Origin of the sequence: Streptococcus hillyeri (genome assembly GCF_041081565.1) — a bacterium.
GTDB classification, from domain to species: domain Bacteria; phylum Bacillota; class Bacilli; order Lactobacillales; family Streptococcaceae; genus Streptococcus; species Streptococcus hillyeri.
In genome coordinates this window covers 699,182-715,816 of the sequence record NZ_CP163513.1, presented here as the reverse complement: position 1 = coordinate 715,816, position 16,635 = coordinate 699,182, and the positions used below count along the sequence as shown (strand labels likewise).

Sequence of the window (16,635 nt, the reverse complement as noted above, 5' to 3'; positions counted from 1 at the left end):
TCACTCTCAACTTCCACTAAAAATTTTTCCCATATCTGCGTATTACTACAATTTATCTAAATGCTTACGATAAATCTGTGCCAATTGATCACTCCCAGCTAACACCATCGCTTCAATACATTTTTGCATCCCTACAATGGCATCTTGGTTACCCGATTCGCGATAGTCATAAAAATGTTTAGCATACTGGAAAACCAAGCGCTCATAAATTTCTGTCTCAATGAAAAAACACTGATTTAATTGCTTTTCAAAATACAAGGCATCAAGTAACTTTCCTCTTTCAATACAGGTGATATACCCATTTAATAGCATTGTGGAAATTAAACGCCTATTATTAGGAATTTCTTTATAAAAATCTGAGCGCCGGATCATTTCTCTAGCCAAAACCATGAAAACATCATGTTTTAGGACATCTAAAGTATTTGAAAAAATCAACAATTCATAATATCCCCAATATTCCACACTAAACAAATAGTCGGTTAAATCGTCCAAATCCTTTTGATTATAATAAGCTTCTCCTGATAAATCTTGCAAACGAATTTTCAATAAAATCATATTGAGTTGATAAAATTTACCCCTTTTATTCTCCGATTCCATCTGTGAATATAGAAGCTTTTTCATGCCTTCAATATCGTGAGTTGATACAAAATGCCGAACTTTTGACAAGAGTTCATTCAGTTCATCCCTATGAAAATCATGCACCGCATACATAAATTCATCAATTGGCATGTTAATCTCATCTAAAATAGCCATAAACTTAGAAATGGTTAAATCTGTCTCTCCTTTTTCAAATCGAGATAGCTGGGAGATTGATATACCAGCCTTTGCAACATCTTTTAATCGTAATCCTCTAGATTCTCGAAACTTTTTAAAAATTTCTCCAAATTTTTTCATCATACACCTCCAATAAGCATATATGGGAATACTTTTTAATTTTATGATATCATACAATAAAGAAAAACAAAAGTGAGTATTTTCACATGAAAAGTAAAATTATTGCTCCACTGTTCTTTTTTGAAGAAATGATTATCGTTGTTAGATAATCACAATCTCTATTAAAGGTATCTACTAAAAATTATCATTTCTTAGTCACACTAATAAATGAAGCTGGCAAAAACTTAAATGTTAGTCTTGCAATAAAGAAAGTAAACAATATAAAACGGCTTAGAGTGATGTGTCAAGAAACGTCACTCTAAGTCACAGGACAAACGCATGAAGAAAATGCATGTAACCATTTTCTAGCTACATGCATTTTTTCAAAATATTTTCACGACATTTACATACATACATCGATTCAGCCTCTTTTTCGTCTATATTATAACAAAATTTCATGGTTAAAAATATATCTTTTTATGAAAAATCGTTATCTGAAAGCGATATTTTCTTCATGCGTTTGTCGTGCTCTAAGCCATTCTCTGTTTTTAAGCTTTTTCTAGCCTCATCTATTCTCTTAATCTTCCACAATCTCAACTTTATCTGCTAAGTAAGAAAATTCTTCTGGAAGTGCTGGCTCTTCATCTACAGTTTCTTCTTGTTCTGCACGTTGTGCTTTCATTTTTTGAGCAAATTCTGCACGAATCTCATTGAAGTCTTGGCGTGGCACTGCCATAATTTGCGGAGAAAAGCCTGCTGCTTTACTCATAATATTACCAAACATAGCATTGAGATTTTCTCGCTTCATGGCTTGTTCTGCATTAAAGGCAGCATCAAAGGCTAAAATCGCATTTTCAGAGTTGGCAAGAACTGGCTCTGAGCCCATCAATAAGGCCCTGTCCTGCGGAGAGATGCTGTCCAAAATCTCATTCCACGCGCCCTTTAGTGCCTCTAGATACTCACGCGAGCGTTGGCTATCGGCAACTGTTTCTTCCATGATTGTTATGATTTTGACTCGATCTACTTTGAAGGCGACAGCACTTTTCTTGGTTTGAGGTTTCGGAGAAATGGCAGAGCTAGGACTTGCAATACCTTGTGATAATTGCTTTTTCAGCTCCGCGATCTCTGAACGTAGCTGACTAAGCTCTGCTTCTAAGTTTTCTGGAATCTCCGTTTGAACTGCTTTGCTATTGTTCCCTAAACGAATGGTCATCATCTCTGCATAAATCTTAGGATGTGTACCTGTTTTAATCTCAGGCAAGCTAGTCGTAACCGTATCAATCATAGCAAATAGCTGACTTTGAGGAATATTCAGATTTTCGGTAAACTGCTCCGTCTGACGATTGGCTTGTCCACCAGTTTGAACAATTAGCAAATCACGAAGGTAAGTCAATAAATCCGTCGCAAAGCGACTCATGGATTTACCACTGTCAAAGAGAGTCTCCAAGTTATCAAGCGCCTCTGTCACCTGATGTTGACGAATATTTGCGACATAATCATCAAGTGCCACAAGTCCAATGGATCCCGTAATTTCTTCAGCAATGGCAACTGTCACTTGATTATCTGGTGCTAAGCTTAATGCCTGATCAAGAATCGAGAGAGCATCACGCATTCCTCCTTCAGCACGTCGAGCAATAATCACCAGAGCATCATCGTCATAAGAAATACCTTCTTTGGTTAAAATCCCTGCCAAATGTTGCTGAATAGCAGCCTGCTTAATGGACTTAAATTCAAATCGTTGCACACGGGATAAAATGGTCGCTGGAATCTTGTGCAGTTCTGTCGTAGCCAAAATGAACACAACATTTTCAGTAGGCTCTTCCAAAGTCTTCAAGAGAGCGTTGAAAGCCCCCGTTGATAACATATGAACCTCGTCAATGATATAAACTTTATATGTCGCTCGGCTTGGAGCATAGGTAGATTTATCACGAATGTCACGAATTTCATCAACCCCATTATTTGAAGCAGCATCAATTTCAATGACATCTTCTAGACTACCAGTTGTAATATCACGACAGATATCACAATGATTACAAGGCTCCCCATCTACTTGATTAGGACAGTTCATTGCCTTAGCAAAAATTTTCGCCGCAGAAGTTTTACCAGTTCCACGAGGCCCAGAAAAAAGATAAGCATGGCTAATTTTCTTAGACGCGACAGCTTGTTTCAAAGTCGTCGAAATAACCTCTTGGCCAACCATCTCATCAAAGGCTTGGCTACGATATTTCCGATAAAGTGCTTGATACATTAACCTTCTACTCCAAACATATCAAAGTTAAAGAATGTTTTCTCCAATAATATAGCAACAAATTTTTCCAAGTATTCTTGGTCAATGGCATCATAATCTGCTACTAAGCTAGAATCCAAATCCAGAACACCAACCAACTTTCCATCTTTAACCATTGGAACAACAATTTCAGACATGGCTGCGCTATCACAAGCAATGTAATTATCATGCTTAGTCACATCATCTACAATCAATGTTTCACGTTTTTCAGCAGATTCACCACAAACGCCTTTACCTAGAGCAATATGGACACAAGAAACACCACCTTGAAAAGGCCCTAAAATCAATTCTTGACCATTAAAAAGGTAAAAACCTGTAAACACAGAATTTGGCAAGGTCACGCGCAACATGGCAGAAGCATTTGACAAATTCGCCAAAGCATTTGTCTCATTGGCAAAAAGACCCTCTGCCTGCATTAACAATAATTCATAATTCTCAATTTTTTGCTTAGTATTCATAGAACTATTATAGCACATACCGGTCTAATTTTAAGGTAAAAAGTAGAATATCATTATGTAAGAACACTAGGATAGTATAAAAAGGGATTATAGTCTCGCAACTAAAACTCAGTCAAACAAATGAAAAGCCACTATTTGATGAAATTGATACTAAGCCTTTTACTCTATCCTTAAAAAAGAAATCAAATGTTACTGACATCATGGAAACTTACTGATTTTATGCCCCTTTCATAAGTGAGCCTGTGATCTCGCACTGGTTTATCACAGACTCTGTTTTCCCACCTCCAAGTATCGCTCCCCCGATACTTGGAGCCCCAAAACACAGAAAAAAGCCTACTGCACAACGCAGAAACGTTGATACAATAGGCGTCAAATAGATTAGCTAACTATTTTCAAAACAAAAGACCAGAACTATCTCTGGTCTTCTTATCCCTTCGCTTCTTATTTCTAGGCTCAGGGGCTAAAACTGTCCACTGGACAGTTTTACTATTTAACAGCGTCTTTAAGTGCTTTACCAGCTTTGAATGCTGGAACTTTTGATGCTGCGATTGTGATTTCTTCACCAGTTTGTGGGTTGCGACCTGTACGTGCTGCACGCTCACGAACTTCAAAGTTACCAAATCCGATAAGTTGAACTTTTTCACCCGCTGCAAGGTATTCTGAAACCGCTGCAAATACAGCATCAACTGCTGCTGCTGAATCTTTTTTAGTTAATGAAGTGCTTTCCGCAACTTTTGCAATCAAATCTTGTTTGTTAGCCATTTTAACAAATCCTCCAATTTTTTTTGAGCGTATCGCTCTAACAGAATCTATCATAACTTAAAAGCGCTTGGTAGTCAAGTTTTATGGGTCATTTCACCCAACTTTAAAATAATTTTACGATTTTTAGAAAATTGGTTCTCCTATCATGATTTTTCTCTCTTTTAGAAAAAACGAACAAACCACTATATATGGTATTTGTGAAAATTTAATCACACTATATTTTGTGTTGTTTTCGTTTTTTTCAGTTGCATTTTCTCTAAATTTTGGTATGCTAGTAAGGTATTATTTTTAGGAGATGTTACTATGACTAAAATTACTGTCTATTCAAAAAACAATTGCATGCAGTGCAATATGACTAAGAAATTTTTAGAAAAAGCCGGTGCAGATTTTGAAGAAATCAACATTGACGAGCATCCAGAGAAAATCGACTATGTTAAATCTCTCGGCTTTACAGCTGCTCCAGTGATTGAAGCTGGCGATATTGTCTTTTCAGGTTTCCAGCCCTCTAAATTAAAAGAAATCGTTTCATAATACTATACTTGAAAAGGAACTAATAGAGATGAGTCTTAAAGAACTTGGCGATGTGTCCTACTTCCGCCTCAATAATGAAATCAATCGTCCTGTCAATGGACAAATCATGTTACACAAAGATAGAGAGGCCCTCAAAGCTTTCTTTAGCGAAAATGTGATTCCAAATACACTCGCTTTTGATAACATGATGGCAAAAATCAACTACTTAATTGAACATGATTATATTGAAACAGAATTTATCAGCAAATATGCTCCTGATTTTATCGAAAAATTGGCTGCTGATTTGAAAAATGAAAACTTCCAATTCAAATCGTTCATGGCTGCTTACAAATTTTATCAGCAATACGCTTTAAAAACCAATGACGGGGACTTCTACTTGGAAAGTATTGAGGACCGTGTCATGTTCAACGCCCTCTATTTTGCAGATGGTAATGAAGAATTAGCACATGACTTGGCGATGGAAATGATTCACCAGCGCTATCAGCCAGCAACTCCATCATTCTTGAATGCTGGACGTAGCCGTCGTGGTGAACTTGTTTCTTGCTTCTTGATTCAAGTTACTGATGATATGAACTCAATCGGACGTTCCATCAACTCTGCTCTGCAATTGTCTCGTATCGGCGGAGGTGTTGGTATCAGTCTCAATAATCTTCGTGAAGCTGGCGCTCCTATTAAAGGTTATGCAGGTGCTGCTTCTGGGGTTGTCCCTGTTATGAAACTCTTCGAAGATAGTTTTTCTTACTCTAACCAACTAGGACAACGTCAAGGGGCTGGTGTGGTTTACCTTAATGTTTTCCACCCAGATATCATTGCTTTCTTGTCAACGAAAAAGGAAAATGCGGATGAAAAAGTCCGTGTCAAAACCCTTTCTCTTGGGGTGACTGTTCCAGATAAATTCTACGAACTCGCTCGCAATAATGAAGACATGTACCTTTTCAGCCCTTATAGTGTTGAAAAAGAGTATGGTATTCCATTCAATTACATTGACATCACAGAAATGTACGATGAATTGGTAGCCAATCCAAATATTAACAAAACGAAGATTAAAGCTCGTGATTTAGAAACTGAAATTTCTAAACTCCAGCAAGAATCTGGTTACCCTTATATTGTCAATATTGATACAGCAAACCGTGCGAATCCAATTGACGGTAAAATCATCATGTCTAACCTCTGTTCAGAAATTCTTCAAATCCAGACGCCAAGTCACATCAATGATGCACAAGAATTTCTTCAAATGGGGATGGATATCTCATGTAACCTTGGCTCAACCAATATTATCAACATGATGACTTCTCCAGACTTTGGAAAATCAATCAAGGCCATGACACGCGCGCTAACATTTGTCACAGATAGTTCAAGCATCGATGCTGTGCCAACCGTAAAATATGGTAACAGCCAGGCTCATACTTTCGGTCTTGGTGCCATGGGACTTCATTCATACCTTGCGACACACCATATCGAATATGGCTCACCCGAATCTATTGAGTTTACAGATATCTACTTTATGCTCTTAAATTACTGGACACTTGTAGAATCAAATAATATTGCTCGTGAGCGTGGCATTACTTTTGCGAATTTTGAGAAATCTGCTTATGCTGATGGCTCTTACTTCGACAAATACGTTACAGGCAAATTTGTACCAAAATCAGAATTGGTTAAAGAGCTCTTCAAAGATCACTTTATTCCGCAAGCAGAGGATTGGGAAGCCCTTCGTCAAGCTGTTATGGCAGATGGTTTATATCATCAAAACCGCCTAGCAGTCGCACCAAACGGCTCTATTAGCTACATTAACGACTGCTCTGCTTCTATCCATCCCATTACGCAACGTATTGAAGAACGTCAAGAGAAAAAAATTGGTAAGATTTACTACCCAGCTTACGGTTTGTCAACAGATACCATTCCATATTACCAATCAGCCTATGATATGGATATGCGCAAGATGATCGACGTCTATGCTGCGGCTACAGAGCATGTGGACCAAGGGCTCTCAATGACCCTCTTTATGCGTAGCGAAATCCCAACTGGGCTTTATGAGTGGAAAACAGAAAGCAAACAAACGACACGTGATCTTTCTATCCTTCGTAACTATGCCTTCAATAAAGGGGTTAAATCGATCTACTACGTCCGTACCTACACAGATGATGGCGAAGAGGTTGGTGCTAACCAATGTGAAAGCTGTGTGATTTAATCGCCTTACATCTCTGAACACATAAAAGAGGCAAAGACCATCACGTCTCTGCCTCTTCCTTTGTCTCGTCATACCTCTTATACTAATTCATTTAAACATCATTTTTAGGGGCTCTTTTTAAAAGTAAGGCTTTCGTGTAGCGCCAAAAGCGATAACCTATCCAAATGGCAATCGCTAGGCTAACAATAGCCACTAAGATAATTGCCCAGTTCCTTTCTCCCTTCAGAATGACCGAAAACAGTTGAACAGTTAGCCAACTAAATATAAGGGTACTGATTAACCATACGGTGTAAATACCTCCTCTAATAGCACTCTCAGAAAAACTATTCCCCTTAGGATGCTCTAACAACCAACGGTCACTTATGAAAATGAATCCTCCTAAGATGAACTCCATTATCATTTCTACTAACACTACGCATTTTCCCCCACTTCTCTCTTTTCCTTATCATAACAAAATATGATATAATAAACAAATAAAACTAAAAAGGAAACACTCATGAACTACTATAGCGCCATTAACTGGAACGAAATTGAAGACGTTATCGACAAATCAACTTGGGAAAAATTAACCGAGCAATTCTGGCTCGATACCCGTATCCCACTGTCAAACGACCTTGACGACTGGCGTAAACTAAGCGCAGATGAAAAAGATTTGGTTGGTAAAGTCTTCGGTGGACTGACCCTCCTTGACACGATGCAGTCTGAATCTGGTATTGAAGCCATCCGTGCAGATGTTAGAACACCTCATGAGGAAGCTGTTCTGAACAATATCCAATTCATGGAATCTGTTCACGCTAAATCTTACTCTTCGATTTTTTCAACCTTAAACACAAAAAAAGAAATTGAAGATATCTTTGAATGGACAAACAATAACGAATTCCTGCAAAAAAAAGCTGAAATCATCAATGAAATTTATAAAAATGGCGATGCCCTTCAGAAAAAAGTAGCTTCTACCTATCTTGAAACCTTCCTTTTCTACTCAGGTTTCTTTACGCCACTCTACTACCTCGGTAATAACAAATTGGCTAACGTTGCTGAAATTATTAAACTGATTATTCGTGACGAATCTGTACACGGTACCTATATCGGTTATAAATTCCAACTCGGTTTTAATGAATTATCAGAAGAAAAGCAGGCTGAATTCCGTGAATGGATGTACGACCTCCTCTACGAACTTTATGAAAATGAAGAAAACTATACTAAGTCACTCTATGACACTGTCGGTTGGACCGAGGAGGTTATGACCTTCTTGCGCTACAATGCCAATAAAGCCCTTATGAATCTTGGTCAAGACCCTCTTTTCCCAGATACTGCAGACGATGTTAACCCAATTGTCATGAATGGTATCTCAACAGGAACTAGCAACCACGACTTCTTCTCTCAAGTCGGTAACGGCTATCTCCTTGGTACCGTTGAAGCTATGAAAGACGACGACTATAACTACGGACTGTAATAAAAACAATATATTATCTTAAATTATAGAGTAAAAAGCATAGTATCAAATTAACATTGTTGATACTATGCTTTTTCAATTACCTACTTTTATCTTGTATAACAAAAGCAATAATGCGCGTCAGCAAGTTTTTATACTCATCCAAAATCAAAATTAGCAGTTTAAGTCAAATCAAGAACCAATAAATGGATTGATTTTCCAGAGCTTCTTTCGCCATGGTGGTATTCTTATTAGTGAAACTGTCCAGTGGACAGTTTTAGCCCAAGTTCAGAAATAAAAGAAGGAGGGGAATTGGCTTGATAAGAACGGATTTTTGGGAGAACTACAGAAATTGAAAATCAATTTCGTAGTAGTTCCCCCGCAAGGATGATTAGGGTGGACGCTATCGAGTAGTCGACAAGTACAGCCAATCATCTACTGTGAAAAAGAGGTTCAAATCTAGCAATGAAACTCCGTAGGAGGTTTTGACGCTGACTTCTTCAGCTCTATTTCCCACCTAAAAATTTCCCAAACCTTATCGACTGTGACGAACTCTGTTCGTCTTATTTCCCACCTCCAAAGGTCTGGGAGACCTTTGGAGCGTCCGCACTTTTAAGAAAGAAGCAAAAAGTAATTTTTAATTTTTGACAAGTATTAGAACTGACAGCTCATCTCTAAACAAGGTAATTCCTCACCCCAAATATCTAGATAACGGCTTTTAATAAATCCCATTTTCTCATAGAATGCTCTCGTTTTTGCATATTCGCTACTTGGATAAGCTTCTGATAATGTTTTTACCAAGAGAGCTGTCTTTTCCTTTTGGCGGGCAAACTCTTTTAATGTGTCCATCATTAATGATCCGATTCCTTGATTTTGATAGGATTTCAAAACTCCCATGCAATCTATTTCAAACCCTTCAGATGTTTCTATCAAGCTCATAAATCCAATATAATCCTGAGAATCTTTTGCCAATAAACAAATCTGATTACCAGCTGTATCAATGTATTCTTTGGTAGATTCGGGGATGCCAAACCATTCAGGTAAATCATCGAAAATTTATTTGACAACTTGCCTATTTTGTACAAACGCTTTTGAAATGATAACTTCCATACTTTCCACAATATTCTTTCTCCTTTCAAAAAAGAGGATGTTCTCACAACCTCTTTTTTAACAGACTTATTTCTCATCTTCATCCATTGAAAGTACGCTGAGGAAGGCTTCTTGTGGCACTTCAACAGAACCGATGGCTTTCATACGTTTCTTACCAGCTTTTTGTTTTTCAAGCAGTTTACGTTTACGAGAAACGTCACCACCATAACATTTAGCCAAGACGTTTTTACGGAGAGCCTTGATATCTGTACGGGCAACAATCTTGTGTCCAATCGCTGCTTGGATTGGCACCTCAAACTGTTGACGAGGGATGATTTTTTTCAACTTATCAACGATGAGTTTTCCACGCTCATAAGCAAAATCTTTGTGAACGATAAAGCTGAGCGCATCGACCTTGTCACCGTTGAGCAAGATATCCATCTTAACCAGTTTAGAAGTGCGGTACTCTGAAATTTCATAGTCAAATGACGCATAACCACGTGTAGAAGATTTCAATTTGTCAAAGAAGTCAAAGACAATCTCAGCAAGCGGAATTTGGTAAATAACATTAACACGATTGTCATCAATGTAGTCCATGGTCACAAAATCTCCACGTTTGCGCTGTGCCAACTCCATCACAGCACCAACGTATTCTTGTGGAACCATGATTTGTGCCTTAACGTAGGGCTCTTCAATGGATTGAATACGGGTTGGATCAGGAAATTCAGATGGGTTTGACACTTCAACCATCTCACCGTCTGTCGTATTGACATGGTAAACTACCGACGGCGCTGTCATAATCAAATCAATATTAAATTCACGTTCCAATCTCTCTTGGATAACGTCCATGTGAAGAAGACCTAGGAAACCACAACGGAAACCAAAGCCAAGTGCTTGAGAGGTTTCTGGTTCAAATTGCAGACTAGCATCGTTCAATTGAAGTTTTTCAAGGGCTTCACGAAGGTCATTGTATTTATTGGATTCGATTGGGTAAAGACCTGCGAAAACCATTGGATTCATTTGTTTGTATCCAGCCAAGGCTTCGCTCGCAGGATTATCTGCTAGAGTGACCGTATCACCCACACGGGTATCCGCAACTGTCTTGATTGAGGCAGCAATATAGCCAACATCACCAGTCGCTAGATAGTCACGACCAATCGCCTTAGGTGTAAAAATCCCCACTTCGGTAACATCGAACGTCTTACCGTTACTCATCATCTGGATGGTATCACCTGGCTTCACGACACCATTAACCACACGCACCTGCAAAATTACTCCACGATAAGGGTCATAAACCGAGTCAAAAATCAAGGCTTGAAGAGGCGCTGTCACATCTCCTGTTGGTGCTGGAACTTTTTCAACGATTTGTTCAAGGATTTCTTCAATTCCGATACCTGCTTTAGCAGATGTTGGCACAGCTTCTGAGGCGTCAAGACCAATCACATCTTCAATTTCCTGACGCACACGCTCTGGATCAGCTGCAGGTAGGTCGATTTTATTGATAATTGGCAAGATTTCCAAATCATTATCCAAGGCAAGATACACATTTGCTAAGGTCTGAGCCTCAATCCCTTGCGCCGCATCAACGACCAAAATTGCCCCCTCACAAGCCGCTAGAGAACGAGACACCTCATAGGTAAAGTCAACGTGTCCTGGCGTGTCAATCAAGTGGAAAATATAGGTCTCACCATCTTTAGCCTTATAATTTAATTGCACCGCATTAAGTTTGATGGTAATGCCTCGTTCACGCTCCAAATCCATGCTATCTAAAAGTTGCGCTTGCATTTCACGGCTTGAAACTGTCTCGGTTTTTTCTAAAATACGGTCTGCCAAAGTTGATTTTCCATGGTCAATATGAGCAATAATTGAGAAGTTACGAATCTTCCCTTGGCGTTTTTTTAGTTCTTCTAAATTCATATCTGTTCCTATACTTCTTGTAATCTATCTCATTTATTATACCAAAAAAGAGCCTAAGACAAAAGTCCTGACTCTCTATTGTTTTAGCCTTATTTCAACTGTCTCGACCAGAAAATAATGCTAGAGACTATCTTCTACGTCTACTCTTCTTATCTGTCTTAGCCGTTTTCTGACCGTAACTTCCGTAACTGCCATAATTGCCGTAGATACCATAAGAATCTAATTGGCTATCTACCTTGTTCAAGACAATTCCAAGGAAGGTTGCACCACTCTGTTCCATCTGCTCTTTTGCTTTTTTGATGAATTTTCGCTTAGTAGCCCCTGCTTCTATCACAATAATTGTGCCATCACATTTTTGAGCAATAATTGCCGCATCAATAACTAAGCCAATTGGTGGCGTATCAATGATAATATAGTCGTAATACTCTTTTAAGCTATCAATCATACTTGTAAAATTGGTGTTTTGTAAAAGAGTAGTCGGATTTGGTGCCGTTTTACCAGAAGGAACAACTGATAAATTTGGAACATTAGTTTCACAAATTGCTTCTGATAGATAAGAGTTACCTGATAGATAGCTCGTTAAGCCATTGACCTTACCCGTTGCTTTAAAGGTTCCAGATAAAACTGAGTTACGAGTATCTGCATCAATCAAAAGCGTTTTAAATCCTGCCTGAGCAAAAGAAACAGCCAAGTTAGTTGATGTCGTTGATTTCCCTTCTCCAGGTTGAACAGAGGTCAAAGCAATCACACGAATGTCTTGACCACTAAACTGGATATTAGTACGAATACTATTACAATACTCCTCAACTTCTGTGTAGAGATCTTGTTTGGATTTTACTAATTCTAAAACTGCCATGATAACTCCTATTTGATCTTATTTGTATCCGGAACAATGCCAAGAAGAGTCATATGAAGAACTTCTTCAACATCTTCAACACGGTGCACGCGATCATCTAATAATTCTTTGACAAGAACAAGCGCAACTGCTATGAAACCACCCACTAGAAATCCTAATAGAGTATTTCTTTTAAGATTTGGAGTCGCTGGAGAAGACGATGGCTCTGCTGCCTCAACCGTTTTAACATCCTCAACATTTGTTACTTCTTTAACCTTTTCAGAAGCAACTTCTCGATAAGCATTGGCTAACTGACTAGCAACTTCTGGATTTTCATCCGTTACTGTAATTGAAATAATACGAGTATTAGCTGGTATGTCAATTCTTGTTTTTGATGCTAGACCAGAAACACTTAAATCCAGCTGCTCACGTTCAATAACTCCTGCAAGAACTGTTTTTGAAGTGATAATCTCTTTATAGTCTTTTACTAAATAATCCCCAGCTTGCAAATCTTGTGTGGAAATTTTAGACTCGTCAGTCCCTTTATTAACAACATAAAGTTTTGTCAACGATTCATATTGAGGGGTTAGTAGGAAGATACTAGCTGCCAAAGCTATAAAAGCAAAAGTGAGGGCTGTAAAAATAATAGCAAATTTACGTAGCCATAATTTTTTCAAAAGGTGGACCACATCGATCTCTTGTTGTGTATCATTTTGATTTTGCATGATTTCTCCTAAATAAATTGATTTGCTAATAATATTTTCTGATTATCATGGAAGAGTTGCCTTGCTTTTTTAGTACCAAACCTCTTTTCAATGAGCACATAAGCTTCTTTCATATAAGGTTTACGATTATCTAAATTGTGCATGTCACTAGCAACACAATGGACTAAATTTTCTTCCAAAAAATAAGTCGCACGTTTTTTAAAGACTTTATATTTATCACCAAATAACTTAGCCTTTAAAACGTGAGAGCTATTGATTTGAGTGTAACACCCTAAGTCAATAAGCTCCTTAACACGATCTTTACGATTTTCCAAAGCATTATAACGTTCTATGTGAGCAACAACAGGTGTGATTCCTATATTTAGAAGATCAGTCACCGCTCCATGGATTGTCTTCCAGGGTGTTCCTGTACTAAATTCAACTAAGGCAAAGCGGGTACCATTCATGGTTGGAATAGTCTGTTTCTCTAATTTTGCAATAATATCTGTTGTGAAATAAAGTTCCCCACCATAAAGCAAAGTCATTTCTGGTAAAAGCTCCTTAATTTCTTCTTGTAACACTATAAAATTGGAAAGAATCGTCACCTCTGGCGTCTCAAACATCCCTTTTCGCCTATGGGAGGTCGCAACAATGGTTCTAACTCCTTGCCGATAAGCTTCTTTGATTAATTCTATGCTTTCTTCTAGAGTTTCTGGCCCATCATCAACCCCAAAAATAATGTGAGAATGGATATCTATCATGATTAATTTCCTTCCATAGTTGCCTTAATCGCTTCTTTAGCTGACTCCAGGCTCGCATTATCAATACTTAGCATATATAACCTTGCTGTTGGCATCGCATAGGATGGAAGTTGACCCGTTGAGCCAGTGCCAGTAATTGCTTGAGAAGTTACATCATATCTCTGTTTGGAATCCAACTGCCCATTTGCTAGCGTCATCATTGTTTCAAATGGCATATCTGTTTGGATAGAATTACCTAATCCATTAATAATTTGACTGTACTTGGCAACAGAATCTAAGCTAGTTAATTTATTAATAAGGGCTGTGATAACTTTCATTTGATTCTTACCACGATCATCGTCCCCATGCTCTAGAGAGTAGCGCTCACGAACAAATACCAAAGCTTGTTCTGAACTCATGGTCACTTCTCCAACGGGAAAATGATGCTTACCACTTGTGAACTCTTGTTCATTTGTCACGGTCACACCACCTACTAAATCAATCAATTTAAGGAACGTTGTAAAATTAATCCGAGCATAATAATTGATATCAATTCCATACAGATTCTCTAAAGTATGCATCGAAGCATCTACACCATAGATCCCTGCATGGGTCAATTTATCGTATTGATTATTACCACCATCCGCTATAGGTACATAGGAATCCCTAGGTGTTGTCGTTAACAAAATTTTATGTGTTGAACGATTAACAGTCATAATAATATTAACATCTGATCGTGAAACAGAGGAAATGGACCCATAGGTATCAATACCGGAAATATAGACATTGAAACTGTCTGATTCCGTCTTGGTCTGATTCGTACTCTCAACTTTTTTCTTGATTGTATAGGTATAAATCGTCTTGACTTTACTATCAAAATCTTCATGATTACTTCTTAGTAACTCAGCATAGGCTGAATTCATGACCATCGCTTTATCATCCCCAGCCAAAAGACTTTCATAAGCTGTAGAATAGGATAAGGAGGTTTTCTCAGATAAGGTAACACCTTTATCAGAAGTAATACGGCTAAGCAAAGCTGAAATATTATCTCCATCACTAGATACTGGTGCCAAAACTGAACTTAATTGCGCAACATCTGAAATATCACTATCAACTGGTACCATGACACTCATCTCAATTTGTGAAACTTTAGCCGTTGTGTTTAACTTATTTGAAAAATCCAATGCAGACTTAACAAAAAACAAGCCACTCCCCAGAGCCACAATCATTAAACCAAGAAAAACGGTCACCACTGCCCTGACTTTTTTACTCAAAATCAATAGCAACAAGATAACCATTAAAATCCCTAAAACGATCGGAATAATAAAGTTTTGGCTGTTAAATCCTAAAATATTATAAGTCAACAAAACGACTACTACAGCAACCGTTAAAAGGGAGGTTACTGCCCACAAGACAATATTAATGCCTCCCAACAATCCATGTTTCGTTGACGCCTGAGATGTTCTACGACGACTCCGTGAAGACATCATAATCCTCCTAATTTTTACGTTCTCCTTTTATTATACTTCAATTTTCTGTTTTTTACAAATATACCAGGTCATCTTCACGACAAACGCATGAAATCTTCTATTTCCATTTTGCAAGTGTTGAAAGTTTTTTGCCCTAAAGCAATTGTTTTAAATACTTGTCAAAGGACAGACTTAGGGCATATTTCTTACGACGCAGACTCATCTTCTTTCCAAAATCTAACTGTTTTAATACCGCTAAACAGAATTTATCCATGACATTTAAATTAAATGCGAGTTGTTTATTCAAAGTCTTATTGGCATCTTCACGAAAAACAACATCTAGTAGCCAGTGCATACTCTCTATTTGCCAATGACCTCTCACATAGTCACACAACTCTTTAGCGCTAACCTGACAACTTAAAATAAAGTAGCGGGTTTCTTCGCTCTCTTGACCATTCTTTGTTATCTGAATACGCGCCCGTCCAATGCTTTGGATATGTCCCCAATCAGGATGCTCTTGACGTATCCACTCTGTATCAGTAATGACTTCATACTGTCTCAATTCAATCTGACCGTGCGCTTTCTCAAGCGTTTCATAGCTATCGTCAAAATTCTGAGAGAGTTCAAAATAGGGACGAATATCTTCTAGAAGGCTCTTTTGATTCTCTTTGACTGCTAGACAATAATCTGCTTTCTTCATGATAATCTTATCCGCAATAGCCTTTTGTGTGCCCATGGCGTCAATACTAATCATGCACCCTTTTACTGAAATCATGTCTAATAATCGTGGAATCGCTGTAATCTCATTGCTTTTTTCATCAGTCGCTACCTGGCCATACGAAATCCCTAAATCTGTCGCATAGGCTGAGACAATATGTAGGGCTTTTTGAGTTTGACTGCCATTACCACGGATAGTCTTCCCGTCAATGGCTACTAAACGTTTTGAAAGTTGTGGTAAGGTTTTAGATGATGAGTCACACGCTTCAAGAAGAGAAGTCCATATCTGTGTGAGTTCTACAAGAACTTGTGAATCTAAGGTCGCAAAAACACGTTGTAGAGTGTCATGAGAGGGAATGCCATTTTCTAATTTGAGAACGGTGCGTAAGGATTTCTCATAGGCAATACCAAACTCCTCTATCTCATCCCAGTGTTCTGCGCCTGATAAGCGAGCAAAGAAGATGAGAAGAACGATATCTGACAATAAGTGTTTAATTTTCCATGGGGAACGGTCGTCTCTAACAGTAATCAAGAAATTTAAAAGGTCTTCCATAACAAAATCCTCCACTTTTATTATAGCGAAGGATTTTGAATTCATCCATGAAAGTCTTTTCTGTAAGCCATATTTTCTTC

The 16,635-nt window shown here is 38.1% G+C and carries 15 protein-coding genes; 3 read left to right on the top strand and 12 right to left on the bottom strand.

Annotation, left to right across the window (positions count from 1 at the left end):
- Positions 1–45: 45 nt before the first annotated feature.
- The 4 genes from AB6M99_RS03555 to AB6M99_RS03540 all read right to left on the bottom strand — a co-directional run bounded on the left by AB6M99_RS03555 (position 46) and on the right by AB6M99_RS03540 (position 4,380).
- Entirely contained in the window at positions 46–894 is an 849-nt protein-coding gene (locus AB6M99_RS03555) for a helix-turn-helix domain-containing protein (protein ID WP_121836108.1), read from the bottom strand.
- A 556-nt stretch (positions 895–1,450) separates the two neighbouring features.
- On the bottom strand, positions 1,451–3,121 hold the full coding sequence (dnaX, locus tag AB6M99_RS03550) for a DNA polymerase III subunit gamma/tau (protein WP_121836109.1): 1,671 nt from the start codon (positions 3,119–3,121) through the stop codon (positions 1,451–1,453).
- Positions 3,121–3,618, bottom strand: a complete 498-nt coding sequence (locus AB6M99_RS03545) for a GAF domain-containing protein (RefSeq protein ID WP_121836110.1) — start codon at positions 3,616–3,618, stop codon at positions 3,121–3,123. The genes dnaX and AB6M99_RS03545 overlap by 1 nt, the downstream gene beginning before the upstream one ends.
- A gap of 486 nt (positions 3,619–4,104) precedes the next feature.
- Positions 4,105–4,380, bottom strand: a complete 276-nt coding sequence (locus AB6M99_RS03540) for an HU family DNA-binding protein (RefSeq protein ID WP_027974570.1) — start codon at positions 4,378–4,380, stop codon at positions 4,105–4,107.
- Positions 4,381–4,683: 303 nt separating this feature from the next.
- On the opposite strand from AB6M99_RS03540, the gene nrdH reads away from it, so the two are divergent.
- Both nrdH and nrdE read left to right on the top strand, forming a co-directional pair.
- Positions 4,684–4,911 (top strand): glutaredoxin-like protein NrdH, encoded by a 228-nt coding sequence (gene nrdH, locus AB6M99_RS03535; protein WP_121836111.1) that lies wholly within the window; start codon positions 4,684–4,686, stop codon positions 4,909–4,911.
- Between the two features lie 28 nt (positions 4,912–4,939).
- Entirely contained in the window at positions 4,940–7,099 is a 2,160-nt protein-coding gene (gene nrdE, locus AB6M99_RS03530) for a class 1b ribonucleoside-diphosphate reductase subunit alpha (RefSeq protein WP_121836112.1), read from the top strand.
- 91 nt (positions 7,100–7,190) lie between these two features.
- Here the strand turns inward: nrdE and AB6M99_RS03525 are convergent, their stop codons facing one another.
- Positions 7,191–7,511: a hypothetical protein gene (locus AB6M99_RS03525; protein WP_142925598.1), complete on the bottom strand. Its 321-nt coding sequence runs from the start codon at positions 7,509–7,511 to the stop codon at positions 7,191–7,193.
- Between the two features lie 84 nt (positions 7,512–7,595).
- Between AB6M99_RS03525 and nrdF the strand changes: the two genes are divergently transcribed.
- Entirely contained in the window at positions 7,596–8,552 is a 957-nt protein-coding gene (nrdF, locus tag AB6M99_RS03520; RefSeq protein ID WP_121836114.1) for a class 1b ribonucleoside-diphosphate reductase subunit beta, read from the top strand.
- Between the two features lie 633 nt (positions 8,553–9,185).
- Here the strand turns inward: nrdF and AB6M99_RS03515 are convergent.
- The 7 genes from AB6M99_RS03515 to AB6M99_RS03485 form a co-directional block, all read right to left on the bottom strand.
- The gene (locus AB6M99_RS03515) at positions 9,186–9,557 is read right to left on the bottom strand and encodes a GNAT family N-acetyltransferase (protein ID WP_281272445.1); all 372 of its coding nucleotides are present in this window, start codon (positions 9,555–9,557) and stop codon (positions 9,186–9,188) included.
- A 150-nt stretch (positions 9,558–9,707) separates the two neighbouring features.
- Positions 9,708–11,537, bottom strand: a complete 1,830-nt coding sequence (lepA, locus tag AB6M99_RS03510) for a translation elongation factor 4 (protein WP_121836116.1) — start codon at positions 11,535–11,537, stop codon at positions 9,708–9,710.
- 127 nt (positions 11,538–11,664) lie between these two features.
- The gene (locus tag AB6M99_RS03505; RefSeq protein WP_369351100.1) at positions 11,665–12,393 is read right to left on the bottom strand and encodes a tyrosine-protein kinase; all 729 of its coding nucleotides are present in this window, start codon (positions 12,391–12,393) and stop codon (positions 11,665–11,667) included.
- A gap of 8 nt (positions 12,394–12,401) precedes the next feature.
- Positions 12,402–13,097 carry a YveK family protein gene (locus AB6M99_RS03500; RefSeq protein ID WP_369351099.1) on the bottom strand — a complete coding sequence of 232 codons (696 nt, stop codon included), beginning with the start codon at positions 13,095–13,097 and terminating at the stop codon, positions 12,402–12,404.
- 8 nt (positions 13,098–13,105) lie between these two features.
- Complete coding sequence (gene cps4B / locus AB6M99_RS03495) at positions 13,106–13,837, bottom strand: capsular polysaccharide biosynthesis protein Cps4B (protein WP_121836119.1); 732 nt, start codon at positions 13,835–13,837, stop codon at positions 13,106–13,108.
- A 2-nt stretch (positions 13,838–13,839) separates the two neighbouring features.
- Complete coding sequence (locus tag AB6M99_RS03490) at positions 13,840–15,303, bottom strand: LCP family protein (RefSeq protein WP_369351195.1); 1,464 nt, start codon at positions 15,301–15,303, stop codon at positions 13,840–13,842.
- Between the two features lie 136 nt (positions 15,304–15,439).
- Entirely contained in the window at positions 15,440–16,600 is a 1,161-nt protein-coding gene (locus AB6M99_RS03485; RefSeq protein WP_121836465.1) for an ISAs1 family transposase, read from the bottom strand.
- Positions 16,601–16,635 lie beyond the last annotated feature (35 nt).

Coding starts and splice junctions, on each gene's coding strand:
- AB6M99_RS03555 (WP_121836108.1), bottom strand. CDS start 894: ATGAAAAAATTTGGAGAAATTTTTAAAAAGTTTCGAGAATCTAGAGGA.
- dnaX (WP_121836109.1), bottom strand. CDS start 3,121: ATGTATCAAGCACTTTATCGGAAATATCGTAGCCAAGCCTTTGATGAG.
- AB6M99_RS03545 (WP_121836110.1), bottom strand. CDS start 3,618: ATGAATACTAAGCAAAAAATTGAGAATTATGAATTATTGTTAATGCAG.
- AB6M99_RS03540 (WP_027974570.1), bottom strand. CDS start 4,380: ATGGCTAACAAACAAGATTTGATTGCAAAAGTTGCGGAAAGCACTTCA.
- nrdH (WP_121836111.1), top strand. CDS start 4,684: ATGACTAAAATTACTGTCTATTCAAAAAACAATTGCATGCAGTGCAAT.
- nrdE (WP_121836112.1), top strand. CDS start 4,940: ATGAGTCTTAAAGAACTTGGCGATGTGTCCTACTTCCGCCTCAATAAT.
- nrdF (WP_121836114.1), top strand. CDS start 7,596: ATGAACTACTATAGCGCCATTAACTGGAACGAAATTGAAGACGTTATC.
- lepA (WP_121836116.1), bottom strand. CDS start 11,537: ATGAATTTAGAAGAACTAAAAAAACGCCAAGGGAAGATTCGTAACTTC.
- AB6M99_RS03505 (WP_369351100.1), bottom strand. CDS start 12,393: ATGGCAGTTTTAGAATTAGTAAAATCCAAACAAGATCTCTACACAGAA.
- AB6M99_RS03500 (WP_369351099.1), bottom strand. CDS start 13,097: ATGCAAAATCAAAATGATACACAACAAGAGATCGATGTGGTCCACCTT.
- cps4B (WP_121836119.1), bottom strand. CDS start 13,837: ATGATAGATATCCATTCTCACATTATTTTTGGGGTTGATGATGGGCCA.
- AB6M99_RS03490 (WP_369351195.1), bottom strand. CDS start 15,303: ATGTCTTCACGGAGTCGTCGTAGAACATCTCAGGCGTCAACGAAACAT.
- AB6M99_RS03485 (WP_121836465.1), bottom strand. CDS start 16,600: ATGAATTCAAAATCCTTCGCTATAATAAAAGTGGAGGATTTTGTTATG.